18 protein-coding genes and 1 pseudogene are annotated in these 15,029 nt (G+C 71.1%); 7 read left to right on the top strand and 12 right to left on the bottom strand.

The window, feature by feature from the left end; all coding sequences use genetic code 11:
• Together AB0C69_RS22255 and AB0C69_RS22250 are read right to left on the bottom strand one after the other, a co-directional pair.
• Positions 1-690: pseudogene (locus tag AB0C69_RS22255) on the bottom strand (hypothetical protein); the annotation flags it as partial.
• A gap of 113 nt (positions 691-803) precedes the next feature.
• Entirely contained in the window at positions 804-1,565 is a 762-nt protein-coding gene (locus AB0C69_RS22250; protein WP_360356410.1) for an SDR family oxidoreductase, read from the bottom strand.
• A 250-nt stretch (positions 1,566-1,815) separates the two neighbouring features.
• Between AB0C69_RS22250 and AB0C69_RS22245 the strand changes: the two genes are divergently transcribed.
• Both AB0C69_RS22245 and AB0C69_RS22240 read left to right on the top strand, forming a co-directional pair.
• Positions 1,816-3,423, top strand: a complete 1,608-nt coding sequence (locus AB0C69_RS22245; protein ID WP_345179312.1) for an AMP-binding protein — start codon at positions 1,816-1,818, stop codon at positions 3,421-3,423.
• A 29-nt stretch (positions 3,424-3,452) separates the two neighbouring features.
• Positions 3,453-3,965: a DUF6624 domain-containing protein gene (locus AB0C69_RS22240; protein WP_360356407.1), complete on the top strand. Its 513-nt coding sequence runs from the start codon at positions 3,453-3,455 to the stop codon at positions 3,963-3,965.
• 76 nt (positions 3,966-4,041) lie between these two features.
• Here AB0C69_RS22240 and AB0C69_RS22235 read toward each other — a convergent pair whose 3' ends face one another.
• Positions 4,042-4,833, bottom strand: coding sequence for an NAD(P)H-binding protein (locus tag AB0C69_RS22235; protein ID WP_360356404.1), 792 nt, complete (start codon positions 4,831-4,833; stop codon positions 4,042-4,044).
• A 77-nt stretch (positions 4,834-4,910) separates the two neighbouring features.
• Entirely contained in the window at positions 4,911-5,243 is a 333-nt protein-coding gene (locus AB0C69_RS22230; RefSeq protein WP_360356402.1) for a hypothetical protein, read from the bottom strand.
• Between the two features lie 237 nt (positions 5,244-5,480).
• Between AB0C69_RS22230 and AB0C69_RS22225 the strand changes: the two genes are divergently transcribed.
• A complete protein-coding gene (locus tag AB0C69_RS22225; protein WP_360356399.1) occupies positions 5,481-5,987 on the top strand; it encodes a DUF4240 domain-containing protein in 507 nt (168 codons plus the stop codon).
• A gap of 9 nt (positions 5,988-5,996) precedes the next feature.
• Here the strand turns inward: AB0C69_RS22225 and AB0C69_RS22220 are convergent, their stop codons facing one another.
• Positions 5,997-7,001, bottom strand: coding sequence for an SDR family NAD(P)-dependent oxidoreductase (locus AB0C69_RS22220; RefSeq protein ID WP_360356396.1), 1,005 nt, complete (start codon positions 6,999-7,001; stop codon positions 5,997-5,999).
• Positions 7,002-7,123: 122 nt separating this feature from the next.
• Between AB0C69_RS22220 and AB0C69_RS22215 the strand changes: the two genes are divergently transcribed.
• Positions 7,124-7,867 carry a hypothetical protein gene (locus AB0C69_RS22215; protein WP_360356393.1) on the top strand — a complete coding sequence of 248 codons (744 nt, stop codon included), beginning with the start codon at positions 7,124-7,126 and terminating at the stop codon, positions 7,865-7,867.
• Positions 7,868-8,025: 158 nt separating this feature from the next.
• Here the strand turns inward: AB0C69_RS22215 and AB0C69_RS22210 are convergent, their stop codons facing one another.
• The 3 genes from AB0C69_RS22210 to AB0C69_RS22200 all read right to left on the bottom strand — a co-directional run bounded on the left by AB0C69_RS22210 (position 8,026) and on the right by AB0C69_RS22200 (position 10,206).
• Positions 8,026-8,634: a hypothetical protein gene (locus tag AB0C69_RS22210; RefSeq protein WP_360356390.1), complete on the bottom strand. Its 609-nt coding sequence runs from the start codon at positions 8,632-8,634 to the stop codon at positions 8,026-8,028.
• A gap of 137 nt (positions 8,635-8,771) precedes the next feature.
• Complete coding sequence (locus AB0C69_RS22205; protein WP_360356388.1) at positions 8,772-9,347, bottom strand: Type 1 glutamine amidotransferase-like domain-containing protein; 576 nt, start codon at positions 9,345-9,347, stop codon at positions 8,772-8,774.
• A gap of 382 nt (positions 9,348-9,729) precedes the next feature.
• Positions 9,730-10,206, bottom strand: coding sequence for an Imm26 family immunity protein (locus tag AB0C69_RS22200; RefSeq protein WP_360356385.1), 477 nt, complete (start codon positions 10,204-10,206; stop codon positions 9,730-9,732).
• Positions 10,207-10,342: 136 nt separating this feature from the next.
• Between AB0C69_RS22200 and AB0C69_RS22195 the strand changes: the two genes are divergently transcribed.
• Positions 10,343-10,600 carry a hypothetical protein gene (locus AB0C69_RS22195; RefSeq protein ID WP_360356382.1) on the top strand — a complete coding sequence of 86 codons (258 nt, stop codon included), beginning with the start codon at positions 10,343-10,345 and terminating at the stop codon, positions 10,598-10,600.
• Positions 10,601-10,608: 8 nt separating this feature from the next.
• Here AB0C69_RS22195 and AB0C69_RS22190 read toward each other — a convergent pair whose 3' ends face one another.
• Both AB0C69_RS22190 and AB0C69_RS22185 read right to left on the bottom strand, forming a co-directional pair.
• Positions 10,609-11,730 carry an epoxide hydrolase family protein gene (locus tag AB0C69_RS22190; protein WP_360356379.1) on the bottom strand — a complete coding sequence of 374 codons (1,122 nt, stop codon included), beginning with the start codon at positions 11,728-11,730 and terminating at the stop codon, positions 10,609-10,611.
• Positions 11,727-12,299: a TetR family transcriptional regulator gene (locus AB0C69_RS22185; protein WP_360356376.1), complete on the bottom strand. Its 573-nt coding sequence runs from the start codon at positions 12,297-12,299 to the stop codon at positions 11,727-11,729. The genes AB0C69_RS22190 and AB0C69_RS22185 overlap by 4 nt, the downstream gene beginning before the upstream one ends.
• A 213-nt stretch (positions 12,300-12,512) precedes the next feature.
• On the opposite strand from AB0C69_RS22185, the gene AB0C69_RS22180 reads away from it, so the two are divergent.
• Together AB0C69_RS22180 and AB0C69_RS22175 are read left to right on the top strand one after the other, a co-directional pair.
• Positions 12,513-13,121: a TetR/AcrR family transcriptional regulator gene (locus AB0C69_RS22180; RefSeq protein ID WP_360356373.1), complete on the top strand. Its 609-nt coding sequence runs from the start codon at positions 12,513-12,515 to the stop codon at positions 13,119-13,121.
• Entirely contained in the window at positions 13,118-13,711 is a 594-nt protein-coding gene (locus tag AB0C69_RS22175; RefSeq protein WP_360356370.1) for a GNAT family N-acetyltransferase, read from the top strand. The genes AB0C69_RS22180 and AB0C69_RS22175 overlap by 4 nt, the downstream gene beginning before the upstream one ends.
• Before the next feature lie 3 nt (positions 13,712-13,714).
• Here the strand turns inward: AB0C69_RS22175 and AB0C69_RS22170 are convergent, their stop codons facing one another.
• Together AB0C69_RS22170 and AB0C69_RS22165 are read right to left on the bottom strand one after the other, a co-directional pair.
• The gene (locus AB0C69_RS22170; RefSeq protein WP_360356367.1) at positions 13,715-14,326 is read right to left on the bottom strand and encodes a PaaI family thioesterase; all 612 of its coding nucleotides are present in this window, start codon (positions 14,324-14,326) and stop codon (positions 13,715-13,717) included.
• Positions 14,323-15,029: acyl-CoA dehydrogenase family protein (locus tag AB0C69_RS22165; RefSeq protein ID WP_360356364.1), on the bottom strand; the 707-nt coding region annotated here is incomplete at its 5' end. The genes AB0C69_RS22165 and AB0C69_RS22170, both read right to left, overlap by 4 nt.

Below are 15,029 nucleotides of genomic sequence, written 5' to 3'. Positions count from 1 at the left end.
GGCTGAGCGAGCGGGAGCGGGCGGGCGGCGTGGTCGCGGCGAGCGCGGGCAACCACGCGCAGGGCGTGGCCCTCGCCGCCTCGATGCTCGGCTGCGCGGCCGGGTGTTCATCATGTCCACCGGGTACGGGACGGCCTCGTACTTCATCGGGCCCATCGCCGCGTTCGGGCCGACGGTGAAGCCGGCGACGGTGGGCAGCTTGCAGCCCACCCGGTACTGCTCGGCGGCCTCGTCCATCGCGAAGCCCTGCCCGACGAGCATGAAGTCCTGCTTGCAGGACTCCTGCACCACCTTCGCGGACTGCATGTAGGCGGCGTCGTACTGGTTGCCCTTGATCTTGCGCCCGTTGATGCCGCCCTGCTGGTTGCACCAGTCGATCATGGCGCTGACGGCGTCGCCCATCTCCTTGGACAGGCCGGGCGCGGAGGTGAAGCCGCGGTCGTCGCCGAACCCGATCGCGATCTGGTCGTCGGTGACGCCCTGGTCGGTCTTGCCCTTGGCGTCGCCGGGCCCGCACGGCGACGGCAGCGTCCCGAACGCCTTGGCGCCCGCGCCCGCGCTCGCGCCGCCGCCTGGACCGTTCCCGGCGGCCGTTCCGTCGGTGCCCGAGCGGTCGCTGGCACAGGACGTCGTCACGAGTGCGACCGCGAGGGCTCCCGCCGCGAGGCGCCCGATCTTGTCGACCTTCATACGGACGTGCTCCTTTCACCGGCGCGCGCGGACGCGGCCGGTGGCATGGGGTGGGTTGAGATGGGGTGGTGGGGTGTTGCCAGGCGGGGGGCGTGGTCTGTGTCGCCGCCGGTTCAGCCGAAGTGGGCCTGGCCGCCGTCAAGCGGGATGGTGGCTCCGGTGAGGTAGCGCATGGCGGGCTGGACGAGCGCCGCCACGGCCTTGCCGATGTCGTCCTCGCAGTCGCCGATGTAGCCGAGGGGGATCGTCCTGCGGAACTCCTCGGCCTCCTCGGGGTTCGTCTCCGCCCACCACTTCAGCCCGGGCGAGAGGGCGTGCGGGGCGATGCTGTTGGCGCGGATCCCGTCCGGCCCCCACTCGGCGGCGGCCGTGCGGGTCAGCGACCGGAGCGCCTGCTTGGCGGCCGCGTAGGCTCCGAAGGTGGTGGGGTCCCAGCGGACCATGGCGGAGGTGACGAGGTTGACGATGCTGCCGCCGCCGCGCGCCTTCATGTGCGGGTGGCACGCCTTCATGAACGCGAACGCGGCGAACGGGCCGGTCGTGAACCCTTTCCGGAACGCGCGGTCGCTCATCTCCAGGAGCGGCCCGTAGGCGCCGGAGTAGGCGTTGTTGACGAGGATGTCGACGCCGCCGAACGTCGCGGCGACGCGCTCGACCACCGCGGGGATCCCCTCGGTGTCGGCGACGTCGCACTCGAACGCCTCGGCCTCGGCGCCGCGCGCCCGGACCAGCTCGCACGTCGCGTCGAGCTTGGCCCGCGTCCTGCCGAGCACGGCGACCGCCGCGCCCTCCGACGCCAGCGCGAGGGCGATGCCCTGCCCGACGCCCTGTCCCGCTCCGGTCACGATCGCGACCTTGCCGCTGAGGCTTCCCATGAAACGACTCCGCTCAGTCCTGCTCGCGCCCAGCCCGGTCGTGTCGCCGCACGCGGCGGGACCGGGCTGAATCAGTCCTGGTGAGGGCCCATGGTGATGTGATGGGGACCACGTGAAGGGACCAGTCCCGCTCACCGGGAATTACCTCGACCGGGGGTGCGGGCGACGGTCCCGCTGAGCGGAATGCCCTGGTGAAGCCCGTGGTGGGGCGGCCGACAATGAGCGCGTCCGGCGAGGAGGAGGGGTCCCGATGGAGATCGTCCGGCAGCTGACCGGTCCCGGCGGCGAGTTCGAGCTGCGGGAGGAGGAGGTGCTCGGCGCCCGGATCCCGGTGTTCGCGAACCGCGCCCGAAGCCTCGGCGAGGTGCTCGTCCACTCGGCGTCCCACGGCGACCGCGACTACATCGTCACCGCGGACCGGCGGCTGAGCTTCGCCGAGCACGCCGCCGCCGTCGCCTCCATGGCGAAGGCGCTGCGCGACGACCTCGGCGTGCGCCCCGGGGACCGCATCGCGATCGACGCCGCCAACAGCCCCGAGTGGATCGTCTCGTTCTGGGCGGCGATCGCCGCCGGGGCCGTCGCGGTCGGCTACAACGCCTGGTGGGCGCCCCGCGAGATCGAGTACGCCCTCGGGCACACCGACCCGAAGGTCGTCATCGCCGACGAGAAGCGCGCCGCGCTGATCTCCGAGGACGTGCTGACGATGGAGCGGGACGTCCCGTCGCTGACGCGCCGCTACCCCGGCGCCGTCCTGGAGCCCCCGCGGGTCGCCGAGGACGACCCGGCGGTCATCCTCTACACCAGCGGCACGTCGGGCCGTCCCAAGGGGGCCGTCCACTCGCACCGGAACCTGACCTCGGTGATCGAGTACCACCGCTTCAACGACGCCCTGATGCGCGCCTTCGGCGACCCGGTGGACCCCGCGTCCCGCCGCTACCTGCTGGCGCTGCCGCTGTTCCACATCGCGTGCCTGCACAACCTCGCCGTGCCCCGGCTCGCCACCGGCACCGCCGTGATCATGCACGAGGGCGGCTTCGACGTGGACAAGGTGCTCGGCCTCATCGAGCGGGAGCGCGTGACCAACTGGGGCGCCGTCCCCACCATGGCGCACCGGATGATCGAGCACGGCGACCTCTCGAAGTACGACGTCTCCTCGCTCACGGCGTTCTCGCTGGCCACCGCGCCGTCCTCGCCGGCGTTCAAGGAGCGGCTGCGCGCGGTGTTCCCGCCCGCGAAGGGCGGCCTGGTCGACAGCTACGGCCTCACCGAGTCGTGCACCGGCGTGTCCACCGCCACCCCCGCCGACCTGGAGGAGGCGCCGGGGACCCTCGGCCGCCCGTCGGTCGGGGTGCAGCTGGAGATCCGCGACCCGGACAACAGGCCGCTCCCCGACGGCGTCGAGGGCGAGGTCTGCGTCCGCAGCGCCTACAACATGGTCGGCTACTGGCGCGACCCCGAGGCCACCGCCCGCGCGTTCGACGCCGACCGCTGGCTGCACACCGGCGACATCGGCATGGTCGAGCAGGGCCGGCTGCGGCTCACCACCCGCCGCTCCGACCTGATCATCCGGGGCGGCGAGAACGTCTACCCGGCGGAGATCGAGAACGTCCTCGCCGAGTACCCGGGGCTGCGCGAGTGCATCGTCATCGGCGTCCCCCACCCCGACCTCGGCCAGGAGGTCGCCGCGGTCGCCGTCTTCGCCGACGCCCCGCCCGCCGCCGAGGAGCTGGCCGACTTCGCCCGGGAGCGGCTCGCCTACTTCAAGGTCCCGTCCCGCTGGCACGTCACCACCGACCCCCTCCCCCGCAACGCGACCGGAAAGGTCCTCCGCAAACAAGTCGAAACCGAGGTCCTGTAACCCACCCGGCTTCTCGCGATAGTGGAGGCATGCTGCGGGACGAGTTGTTACGCCGGGCCGAACACGACCAGCGGGTCCGGGAGGCGGCCGAGCCCGATGGACGGCTGACGCTCGTGCAGGGGCTGCGCTCCCTCTGGACCGACCGGCGCAACACGACGTGGCTGGGCCGCGCCGTCCGCCGGCACGGATGGCCGGGCGTCGCGGCCGTCGGCGCGGAGGCCGCGCACGCTGCCTGGCTGCTCGCCCAGCACGCCGACCGGCGGCCGCACCTCCAGCGCATGTTCCTCAGGGCCTTGCGCGGGGCGGTCGAGGCTGGGGACGCCGACCGTGCGGACCTCGCCCACCTGGAGGACCGCGTCCGGGTCAACGCCGGGCGCCCCCAGCTGTACGGGACGCAGTACGGCACGGCCGGAGGCGTCTTCGGGCCGCAGCCGATCGAGGACCCCGGCGGCCTCGACGAGCGCCGCGCCGAGGCCGGGCTGCCTCCAATGGCCGAACAGGACGCCCGCATGCGCCGCCTGGCCCGCGACAGGGAGACGTGAGCCCCTCCGGCGGAGGGGCCATGCGGTACACACGCGGCCCCGGCCCGTCCGGCCGGGGCTGCCCGCGGCCGGGCATTCAGCCTGCCGCCGTTGGGACGGGGGCGGGGTGGCCGAGCTGTTCGGCCTGGAAGTCCTCCCAGGTGCGCGTGCCCTGGTCGGCTCCCTCGACGGAGAGGTTGTCGCCGGCGCGGTAGGCGCGCCCGGCCTTTCCCGGGATGCGGACGGGCATCGTCGCGCGGCGCTTGCCGCTCGCCTTCAGGTATCCGCGGATGAGGGCGCCGATCGGGAACACCTGGGGCCCGGCCAGGTCGGGAACGCGGCCGGCCGGTTCGCCCAGCGCCAGCTCCACGAGCCGCTCCGCGACGTCGCGCGCGTCCACCGGCTGGAAGCGGAGCCCGCCCGGGACCGGCACTACCGGGGACTTCGCCATCCCCCGCACCACCTTGAACACCAGGTCGTGGAACTGCGCGGCCCGCAGGATCGTGTACGGCACGCCCGACCCCTCCACGGCCCGCTCCACTTCCAGCTGGGACCTGAGCCAGGCCAGCGGCACGCTGTCGGCCCCGATGACCGAGATGAGCACGAGGTGCCTCACCCCCGCGCGCGAGGCGGCGCGCACCAGGTTCCGCGCGACCACGTCATCGCCCTTGTTGCCGCCCGCGAGGTGCAGGACGGTCTCGATGCCGTCCAGCGCGGCGCCGATGCCCTCGTCCCTGAACAGGTCGCCGATCACGTACTCGACGCCGCCGGCGGGCTTCCGCTCGCTGCGGCTGAGCACCCGCACGTCCCGCCCGGCTTCCCGCAGCCGCGGGACGACCTGCCGCCCGAGCGTGCCCGTCCCACCGGTGACCAGGATGGCCGCTGCCATGACTCCTCCAAGTGAATCCCTTATGTCTTCACCCGTCACGACTGGCCCGGCGCCGAAAACGTGACATCGGCGCTCGTCTACTGGCGCCAGGCGCCGACCACATCGTCGGGACCCCAGCTCAGGGCGACGTCTCCGGTGATATCCGCGCCGGAGAGCGACACCACGACAAGCCCCGCGACCGCCGGGTCCAGGCCGGGGACCTCGTTCGCGGCTCGACGGAGGTCCGCCAGGTCGCGGTCGTCGAACGGGCCGTTCAGCCATTTGATCGAGCCGGCGAAGTGGATCCGGTTCGCCACGGGGGCGCGGTCGGCGCCGACGAGGTCGACCTCCGGGTCGAATCGGCGGTTCCACCAGCCGCCGACGGCGCCGAGGTCCGGCCAGGGCAGGTCCGACAGCTCCAGGGCCCGCAAGGGGGCGACAGAGTCCCGGACGGCAGCGCCTCGCCGCGCCCACCGGTCGCCGCGGCGACGTTGGCGTGCGTCCGGTCGCCGGAGCCGATGGCCTCAAGCACGCGCCGCGCCGTGTCGGAATTGGGGAACTCCGCCAATCGGGTAGCCCACATCTACATAGATTCGGTCTACATAGATGCGGACTACCTGAACTGCCGGCGGCGGTGAACTGTCGGCGGCTCCTGGTTGGCTTCGGCCATGACCGACGAGCGTTTCTGGGACGTGATCGAGGCCGCGTGGGCGCCCCTGGGCGCCGAGGTCGCCGCCGCACGACGGGCCCTCACCACCCGCGACCTGTCCGCGGACGTCTGGGAGATGACCGAGATCTCCGTGGTCGACAAGGCCCTGGACGCGTTCCTCGGCAACCTCGCCGAAGCCGCCCGCGACCTGTCCGCGAGCGAGCTGACCGACCTCGACCGGGCGTGCGAGCGCCTCCTCTACGAGATCGACCGGGCCGACGTCCACGAGGTGACGGACGGCTCCGACGACGGCTTCCTCTACGCGCGCGGCTTCGTCGTGGCCATGGGCCGCGACTTCTACACGGCCGTCGCCGCGGACCCCCGCGTCGCCGTCCCGGACGCCGAATGCGAGTCGATGTGCTACTTCTTCGCCCACCGGCACAACGAACGCTTCGGGGATTTCCCGGACACCGGCTCGGGCATCTCCCGCGAGTCCTGCCGCAACCCCGACGGCTGGCCTGACTGAGGCCGGTCGTCAGCCGGCGGCGTGATACTGGCGGATGAGCCAGGCGTCGTCGCGCTGCTCGGCGACGACGGACAGCCGCACGGAGCGGTCCTCACCGGTGGGGGCGGTGAAGGTCACTTCGGCGAACCCGCTCACCAGGCGTTCGCCGAGGCGGGTCTCGCCGAGCACCTCGACCCGGGCCGTCGTGCCTTCGGGGACGTCGGCGTAGTAGCCGAGGATCTCCTCCCTGCCCCGGCGCAGGGAGGGGGTGATGCCCTGGAAGAGCGCGTCCGGGCTGAAGAGCGAGGCCAGGTCGGCGGGCCGGCGCCGGTCGAAGGCGCGCCGCCAGGCGTCCAGCAGCCCCGGGAGGACGCCCGGCGCCGACCGCACGGTGTGCAGGACCTCGTGCTCCCACTGGTGCCGCGGCTGGCCGTGCAGGCGCCAGTAGTGCTCGGCGATGTCGTCGGGATCGAAGTCGGTGCCCGGCGCGACGGGTCCGTCGACGGTGACGCTGGCGGCGTGCACTCCGGCGTCCCCGTACCGCTGGTCGAGGACCCGGACCAGGGTCCGGACCCCTGCCTTGCCGAGGGAGAGGCTGGTGTACTGCCATTTCGGCTCGGGCATGCCTCCGGTGATGAGGATCGATCCGCTTCCGCGGCGCGCCATCTCCGGAGCCAGATGGGCGGCGGCGGTGTGCGCGCCGACGACGTTGACCCCCCAGGCCTCCAGGTGTGCGCGCGCCGACAGCTCCCCCGGCGCATCGGCCTGGACGATCGCGGCGTTGTAGACCACGACGTCGGGCAGGCCGTGCTCGGCGACGGCCCGGTCCAGGGCGGCCCGCAGGGCGTCCTCGTCGGCGCAGTCGGCCGCGAGGGTGACGACCGGCACCCCGCTGGGCTCGACGGCGCGAGCCGCGGCCCGCAGCGTCTCGTCTCCGCGAGCCACGAGGGCGATCGGATATCCCTCCCTGGCGAACCTGCGTGCGACCGCCTGCCCGATCCCCGGACCTGCTCCGATGACCACCGCTCCGGACACTCTCGCCTCCTCGAAACCATCGGTCGGCAACACCTGGCACGCTAAAGCGTCACATCCATGTGAGGGTCAAGGCCGAAAGAGGGGAAGGACACGGATCAGTGCTCGTGTGGTTGGGTCGACCCGTGCGCCCCACCATGATCGCGGCCCTCGCCGTCACCGCCCTCACCGCCGCAGGCTGCGCGGACGCCGCGGCCCAGGAGAACGCCGCGGACGACGCGCGCAACCAGGTCAAGCAGGTGGTCAACGCCATGTACGGCACCCGGCTGGTCAGGGCGGGCGACATCGGCCACCACATCGCGGATCTCAAGGGCGTCGAGGTCTTGAGGGTGTCGGGCGCGGACACCGGCGCCCCGGGCGGCGTCCGAGTGATCGTGAAGGTCTCCGGCAGCGCGCAGCGGAGCGAGGGCCTGTTCCACGGCCCCGGACGGGTGACGGTAGACCGCTGCTACGACCTGGCCTTCGACGGCGGCCTCGGCGAATGGGACGCCGTCCCGCCACGAACCCCCTGCCCCGGCGGGGCTCCCCCGACGTTCGCCCCTTGGCCCGAGACACCCCCGCTTTCCGCCACCCGGATCGAACGCGCCCTGCCCAAGGTGAACGCGCTTCCCTCGGGCCGGGGCGTGGAGGAGAAGGACGTCCGCGCCGCGCTGGCGAGGCTCGCCCTGCACCCCGCGATCAGAATCGAAACCGAGCCCCAGTCCGACTTCGCCGTAGGCGTGGCTCTGGTCTCCGGCACCACGACGACGGGTAAGGGGCGCTGCGTCCTCGCCAGGGTCACCCCAGGCAAGACGAAGGCATGGGTCCCGTCCCGAACCGAGGCCACGCGGGGCTGCAACCCCCACACCGCCCTGGGCACCGGCCGCTAGTGCAGTGACCCGTCCGAGGTACCTGTCGGGCGTCCGGTCGCGAACCAACGATGGGCGAACAGAAGGGCCCAGCTAGCGCCGGGCCCTTCTGGGGGGGCTTCGGCTGGCGCCGAAGCCTTTGTGGCAGGTGACGGCCAGTGGCCGTTACCCGTGAAGGGTCAGATGCCCCTCCGATAGGTCACGCGCCCCCTGTCGCCGAAGACCTTCAGGGCTTCGTCGTCCCAGAGGCCGCGGAGATCGATGTCGCCTCCGATGGTGCTGATGCGGAGGCTCTGGGGGTGGTCCGCCATGATCTGCACGGATCCTCCCTTGGTCCACGCCGTGAGGTCACCGCTGGTCCTCCCGACCGTGATGGGCTGGCCGAAGCGGCGCGTGGTCCTCACCTGGAACGAGGAGTCCAAGGGAATCTCCTCGACCTCGATGCGCTTGGCGGAGTGCAGGTGTGCGACCCGGAGCGGGCCGGTCATGGTGATACGGCCCCACGTGTCCACGCAGATGTAGTCGGAGCCGCGCGGGACACGCACGATGACCGCCGTGAGGTACCCGCCCCTCTTCCACAGGCGCTCACACCTGATGATCACGTGCTTGTCTTCGACGGGCTCCAGGATGGCCCGCTCGGCGATCCTCTTGAGGTTGACGCCCTCCAGGACGACCTGGATGTCCTGACGGTCCTCGGCGACGACGGTCACCGGAGCCGAACCGCCCACGATCATGGGACGGCGGTCGGACGGCATGGTCAGAAGGCGCTGACTGAGAAGACGACGCATGTCGTGCTCCTTGAGTGGTGTAGACGTTTCGGTTGCGTGACACACGCGCCTCGTGCGCTGGTGTCACCCACCACCGTCCGTGGCGACAGCACCGCCGCAGCAGGAAGCCGTCAGCCGAACGCGCCTCCCTGCGCTCCCTACCGAGAATCCAGAACCTCGAAGATGTCGCCGACGACGCTGACGGCCTGGTCGTCGTTGATCGAGATCACGGGCCACGTCCGGGCGGGGTCGCCGGCCAGCCGGTCGTGCCGCACGGCCCGCCCCCGGTTCCGGTGCGGCAGCACGACGAACGGGACCAGGCCGAGCCCGGCGGTGGAGTCGACGGCCCCAGGATCGTCCGCACCTTGGAGCGGCCGCAGATCCGGCCCGGCGAGAGCCGCCCCGGCCGAGATCCCCACGTAGGCCAGGGCCCCGTCGGCGACGGCGGGCGCAGCAAGGCGATCGAACCCGCTACGACGAACATGCTCCAGTAGGAAGACGGGATACCCGCCGGTGACGAACACGACCTGGGCTCCGTCCAGAACGCGCCGGACGTCGTCACCCGAGGCCCCTTCGAGATCGAGGACGTCCACCGCCAGCCCTTCGCCCCCGAGCAGTTCGGCAGCGGCACGAACGAACGGCGCGGACGGCAGCGGATTCGCCGCCGTGGGAACGAGCACCGCCCGGCGCGGCAGGACCGGCAGGACCGGCAGGGAACCCAACCAGGCGGGCAACGCCCCCAACCCAGCCGACCCCAGAAACAACCGCGCCCCCAAGAACGTCACCCCCGATCGTCCCCACCCCTACACGACCGAGCCCCGACCGCAGCCGAGGCTTGCCGTGGGCAGCGGTCAGGAGACCTGATCGCCGCGATTCAAACGGTCTATCAGCACTCCGAACGCCTGCGGACTGATGAGGAGATGACCGGCCTCTGGCGCTTTGCCTCTTTTGAGACCGACAGTATCGCCGCAGTGTCGGCGCTCCTCGCCGGTGACATCGGTGCGAACCGGTCCGGTTACGCCGCCTGGCCGATCGCGACCACCTCAAGAAGGTGGAAATCTTTTGGGACCAGCCGATCCGCTGACCGCCGGACCGTGCTACGAGAAATATCGGTGTTCAGTCGCCCGAGGGAGCTACACCCAGGGCCTCGCTGATGGCGTCGTCGAGCGTCAGATAGCTGTCCAATGCAAAGAAACCACAGGGCTCGATTCGCTCGGCGAGTACATCACCCCGGTCGTTGACATAGATTTTTCTTACCGGATTGTAGAAGCAATGCCAGGGGAGCACCTCACCGTCTTCGAGCGGCGCGTGCACGACGTTCTCAAAGAAGCCCTTAAGCCAGGGCTGCCGGTTGATGAACTTCGGCGGGACCAGCAGGTCGTCCACCGTCAGCGCTCCCAACTCGGGGACCTTCTCCTTCGAACGATGGCCGTAGAGGTAGATGAGGTTGTCCCCCGGCATGGGAGAATCTCCCATCGGCATGTCGACCCTGATCACCCGGCCGAACATGAAATGCTCGCCGGCCTGGGGAACGCGAAAAGCGAAGACGTCGCCTTCCCGTAGCTTCCGCCGGGACGATTTCAATATCTCCATGTTCGGCAATTCGAACCCACCCAGTAGCCATTAGACTCAATCCACGCCTCACCCATGCTACGGCACGCGCCTCGCCTCGAGTACTCCCGAACCGGACGTGATCGGCGAGATCCTGAATCTCGCCGCCGTGTTTCGATTGCCGATTCCCAGCCTGCCGATCGTGCAGGCGCTGGCCCGCAGAGTGCGGGGTCACCAGAACCGCGCCGCACGGCAAATGGGTGTGGGCGAGGGCGTCGGGGTCGTGGTGAGCGTTCGGGCCGTCCCGGGCGGCTGGGCATACCACCGGGCGCAGCGCGGACGGTTCGGCTACCTGGTCCCATGCGGGGACGTCGAGGCGGCGGCCGAGCAGGTCGACCTGCTCCTCAAGCACCGCATGTTCCCGCCCACCTGGTGACCCGGCTGTCAGCGGAGGGGGCGGAAGAAGTCCGTCAGGTCGTCGGCGAGTAGGGCGGGTTCTTCGTGGGCGGCGAAGTGGCCTCCGCGAGGCATGACCTTGTACCTCGTGAGGTTGTAGGTGCGCTCGGCCCAGGTGCTGGGTGGGTGGGCCAGGTCCGCCGGGAAGAGGGCCAGGGCCGTGGGGACGTCCACCTTCTCCACGCGTCTCGTCAGGCCTCGGTTGTACTCGTAGTAGGGGCGGAAGGACGTCCCGATGGTGTTGGTGAACCAGTAGAGGGACGCCTGCGTCAGGACGAAGTCGTCGCTGAACCTGGAGGAGAGGTCGCCTCCGCAGTCGCTCCAGGCGCGGTATTTCTCCACGATCCAGGCGAGCAGGCCGGTCGGGGAGTCGGTCATGCCGTAGCCCAGTGTGAGCGGGCGCGTGCTCTGCTCGTGCTGGTAGCCGCCCTCTTCGGCGCTCCAGGCCGCGACGGAGTCGAGGTGCGTTTGCTCCTGCGGGGTGAGGGTCGCGGGGTCGTAGGTGGGCGGTGCGGCGACCGCTAGGACGTGGATGCCGACGAGTGCTTCGGGGTGGGCTTCGGCCAGGCGGGCGCTGATTCCGGCTCCCAGGTCGCCGCCGTGGGCGGCATAACGGGTGAAGCCGAGTTCGTCGTGCATGAGGCTGTGCCAAAGTTCGTGCGTCTGCTCCGCTTCAAGCGTCGGTCGCTGTGGCGAGAACGCGAAGCCTGGGAGGGACGGAACGATGACCGTGAACGCGTCGGCCGGGTCACCTCCGTAGTGCGACGGTGCCGAAAGGCGGCGGGCCAGGTCCACCAGTTCGAGGAAGGTGCTGGGCCAGCCGTGCGTCAGGACGATCGGCAGGGCGTCCGGGCGTTCTCCGTCGAAGCGGAGGTAGTGCAGCGGCGTCCCGTCGATGTCCGCGAAACGGGACGGGAGCGCGTTGACGGCGGTCTCGTGAGTGCGCCAGTCGTAGCCGTCCGCCCAGTAGGCGGTCAGGCGCCGCAGTTCGGCGGGGTCGGTGCCGGCGCTCCATCCGGGTGCGGGCCAGGGGTCCGGCCAGCGGGTGCGGCGCAGCCGTGAGCGCAGGTCGTCCAGCTCGGTGTCGGGGACGGTGATCACGGGTGTCACGGACGAGCCTCCCCCAGCGTCTGCACGATCGCCGCCCGCGTCGCTTCGCGCGGCTCCGGCTCGGTGCTGAGGAGGGCGTGCATGACCAACCCCTCCAGTAGCGCGTCCAGGCGGGCGGCGGCGCCGGGGCCGGTGAAGCGGGCCAGGACGGCGCGGCTGTCCGACGTCCAAGCTTGGGTGAGGGAGCGGAGGGCGGGTGCCCTGAGCGCCGCGAGGTGGAGCTCGAATCCGAGGGTTGCGCTGCGGCGCCGCGCCGGTCCCCCGTGCACGTAGTCGACCAAAACGTCGACGAGTTCTTCGCGGGTCTCGACTCCGGCGAACAGGTTCTCGAACGCCTCCGACGCCTCGTCCACGTACCGGGCGAAAGCCTGAGCGTGCAGGTCGCCGAGGCCGGTGAAGTGGTAGGTGACCGAGCCGAGCGGCACGCCGGCGCGGGCGGCGATGCTCCGGTGGGTCGCGGCCGCCGCGCCGTCCTCCGCGATGGCGTCGAGGGCGGCCTCGATGATGCGCGCCTTGCGGCCGGGATCGGTGCGGCGCGTCCGCCTGCGGGTCGTCGTCTGCTCCCCCATATGTACAAACGTACACGACCATCAGGAACAGACGTACATATCGAACACGCAGGTCAGCGTCGTTGTCGATGGTCTCCTCGAAGGCACTCCCTCCCGCCGGTGATCTCAGGGCGCGCTCCACCGGCGGCACCAGTTCCTCGGCGGCGGCCTGGATCGCTTCAACCGTGCGGTTGCCGTAGGATGAACGTAAGTTCATTTTATTTCGGGGGTTCCATGCCGCGCACTGCCGAGCAGAACGCCGCGCTGCGCGCGGCAACGCTCGAGGTCGTCCAGACGGCCGCCGTCCGGGTGTTCGCACGCCGAGGGTTCGCGGCGTCGACCGTCCGTGACATCGCGCGAGAGGCGGACGTGAGCATCGGGTCGATCTACCGTCACTACGCCACGAAGGACGAGCTGTACCTGGCCCTGCTCGACCAGGCTGTCGCCGGCCTTGTCGCGCTCACGGCCGAGATTTCGGGAGAGGGGCGGCCGGTGGACCTGATCCGCGCGTTCACCGCCCGCTTTCTGGCCGACGTCACGGCTGACGATGGCGCCGCGGAGTTCGTCGTCGTCGTCAACCACGGGGTCACCACCGACACACCACCCGGCACGGTCGAGCGGATCGTCGGGGCACAGCGCTCGATGTGGCGCGCCTTCGAGGAGTGCGTGCGGCGCGGCCAGGCCGCGGGCGAGTTCGGCGGCGGCGATCCGGCACAGATCACGGCGTGCTACTTCGCCACCCTCGGCGGGCTGACGACCATGCGGCTCGCCCTCGGTGCCGAGCTCGCCGTCCCGGACGTCCACATCGTGCTGAGGGTACTCACGGAAGGAGCGTCCGGATGATCGAGGTCAGGCGCGGCGACGAGCTGGGCGAGGACTACCGGCGGCGGATCACCGCGGTGCTGGTCCACGGCTTCGCCGAGGACTTCGCGTTCTTCTCCTCCGATCCGGAGAAGCTCGCCGATGCGTTCGAGCACATGATCCTGCTGAACCGGTTCTACGTCGCCCTCCTGGAGGGCGAGCCCGCGGCCGTCGCCTCTGTCACCACAGGTGCGCAGGAGTGCTTCGCGCCCCGCTGGTCCGAGATCTGCCACCACCTGGGCGCGGTGCACGGCACGATCAGCCACCTCGTCCTTCGCTCCCAGTTTCTCGGCGCGGCGGACGAGACCCGGGCGGGCCTCGCAGAGATCGGCTTCGTCACGACCGAGCCCGGCAGCCAGGGACGCGGGGTCGCGACCGCGCTCATGCGGCACATCCTCGCCCTTCCCGCGTACGACGAATTCGTGCTCCGCGACATCAAGGACACCAACGCCCCGGCGCTCGGCCTCTACGCCAAGCTCGGGTTCACCGAGTACCGGCGGCGACCCGTCAGGTTCGCCCGGCGTGCGGGGTTCACCGACTACGTCTCCATGCGGCTCGCTCAGACGGGGTGACGGTCAGCGGGGGCGGGGCGGGTACTTGGCGATGAAGAGGCCCTCGGCGGTCACGCAGTCCTCGCCCCCTGCCTGGATCGCTCCAACCGTGCGGATCTTGCGGCCGTCCACGGAGACCTGGCGGGCGCTGATCGTCAGGGGCTCGAAGAGGGGGGTCAGGCGGTGGTAGCGGAGGGTGAGTTCCGCCGTCATGCCCGACTTGCCCGCCCATCCGTTCGCCACGCCGAGGGTGTGGTCGAGGAGGAGGGCGGAGATCCCGCCGTGGACGCTGGACGGCGGGCCCTGGTAGGGCAGGCCCAAGGTCGTGGCGGCCTCGATGGTGCGGGAGTCCGCGGCGGTGTATGCGAGCGGCGGGGCGATCGGGTTCTCGGGGCCGGTGACCGGGTCGTGGCGGGTGTTGCCGTCGCCGCGCCACATGTCGACCAGGCGGTCGCGCAGCGGCGGGGCCGCCGCCTCCAGGTCGTCGGCCACGGCGTTCAGGCGGTCGGCCACGTCGGACATGTCGGCGCCCGAGAGGTCGCCGGAGCGGACTAGCGCGTCGACGACGCGGCGGGCCGCGGCGGCCGCCGCGTCCACGCCGGTCGCCTGGTGCTCGGCCTGGAGGTCGAGGGTCACGACGCCGCCTGCGGGTCGCGCGGAAGGCCGAGCAGGCGCTCGCCGATGATGTTCAGCTGGACGTCGGTGGTGCCACCGGCGATCGACATGTTGCGGGAGTTCAGGAACATCCAGGTGGGGTCGCCCATCCCGCCCTCTCCCTCGCCGGAGAGCGCTTCGGGGCCGATCCAGTCGACGGCCGTCTCCCACACCTGCTGGATGTGCTCGACGCCGATCAGCTTGCCGATGCTCGACTCGGCGCCGGGCTGGCCGCCCGCGAGCGAGCGCAGCGTCGTGCGCAGGCCGAACAGGCTGCTCGACTGCGCGTCGCAGAGGATGCCCCCGAGCGTGGTCAGGCGCTCGTCGTCCGCGTCCGTCGCCAGTTTGAGGAGGGCCTCGCCTCCGCTGCCGAGGGACGAGTCGTTCGAGAGCGAGACGCGTTCGTTGGCGAGGGTGGTGCGGGCGAGCTTCCAGCCGTCGCCCGGCGCGGCGACGAGGAGGTCGTCGGGGATGAAGACGCCGTCCAGGAACACCTCGTTGAACAGAGTGTCGCCGGTCAGCTCGCGCAGCGGCCGGATGTCGATGCCGGGCGACCTCATGTCGAGCAGGAAGTACGACAGGCCCTTGTGCTTCGGGACGGACGGGTCGGTGCGCGCGAGCAGGATGCCCCAGTCGGCCTCGCGGGCCATGGACGTCCACACCTTCTGCCCGGTGATCTTCCAGC

It is taken from the genome of Actinomadura sp. NPDC048032 (genome assembly GCF_040653175.1).
GTDB classification, from domain to species: domain Bacteria; phylum Actinomycetota; class Actinomycetes; order Streptosporangiales; family Streptosporangiaceae; genus Spirillospora; species Spirillospora verrucosospora.
This window is presented reverse-complemented; position numbering and strand designations above follow the sequence as displayed.

What these genes read in the sequence shown, in the direction of transcription:
- AB0C69_RS22235 (WP_360356404.1), bottom strand. Translation starts at nt 4,833, where the DNA reads ATGGCAGCGGCCATCCTGGTCACCGGTGGGACGGGCACGCTCGGGCGG.
- AB0C69_RS22175 (WP_360356370.1), top strand. Translation starts at nt 13,118, where the DNA reads ATGATCGAGGTCAGGCGCGGCGACGAGCTGGGCGAGGACTACCGGCGG.
- AB0C69_RS22185 (WP_360356376.1), bottom strand. Translation starts at nt 12,299, where the DNA reads ATGGGGGAGCAGACGACGACCCGCAGGCGGACGCGCCGCACCGATCCC.
- AB0C69_RS22250 (WP_360356410.1), bottom strand. Translation starts at nt 1,565, where the DNA reads ATGGGAAGCCTCAGCGGCAAGGTCGCGATCGTGACCGGAGCGGGACAG.
- AB0C69_RS22225 (WP_360356399.1), top strand. Translation starts at nt 5,481, where the DNA reads ATGACCGACGAGCGTTTCTGGGACGTGATCGAGGCCGCGTGGGCGCCC.
- AB0C69_RS22180 (WP_360356373.1), top strand. Translation starts at nt 12,513, where the DNA reads ATGCCGCGCACTGCCGAGCAGAACGCCGCGCTGCGCGCGGCAACGCTC.
- AB0C69_RS22240 (WP_360356407.1), top strand. Translation starts at nt 3,453, where the DNA reads ATGCTGCGGGACGAGTTGTTACGCCGGGCCGAACACGACCAGCGGGTC.
- AB0C69_RS22200 (WP_360356385.1), bottom strand. Translation starts at nt 10,206, where the DNA reads ATGGAGATATTGAAATCGTCCCGGCGGAAGCTACGGGAAGGCGACGTC.
- AB0C69_RS22245 (WP_345179312.1), top strand. Translation starts at nt 1,816, where the DNA reads ATGGAGATCGTCCGGCAGCTGACCGGTCCCGGCGGCGAGTTCGAGCTG.
- AB0C69_RS22210 (WP_360356390.1), bottom strand. Translation starts at nt 8,634, where the DNA reads ATGCGTCGTCTTCTCAGTCAGCGCCTTCTGACCATGCCGTCCGACCGC.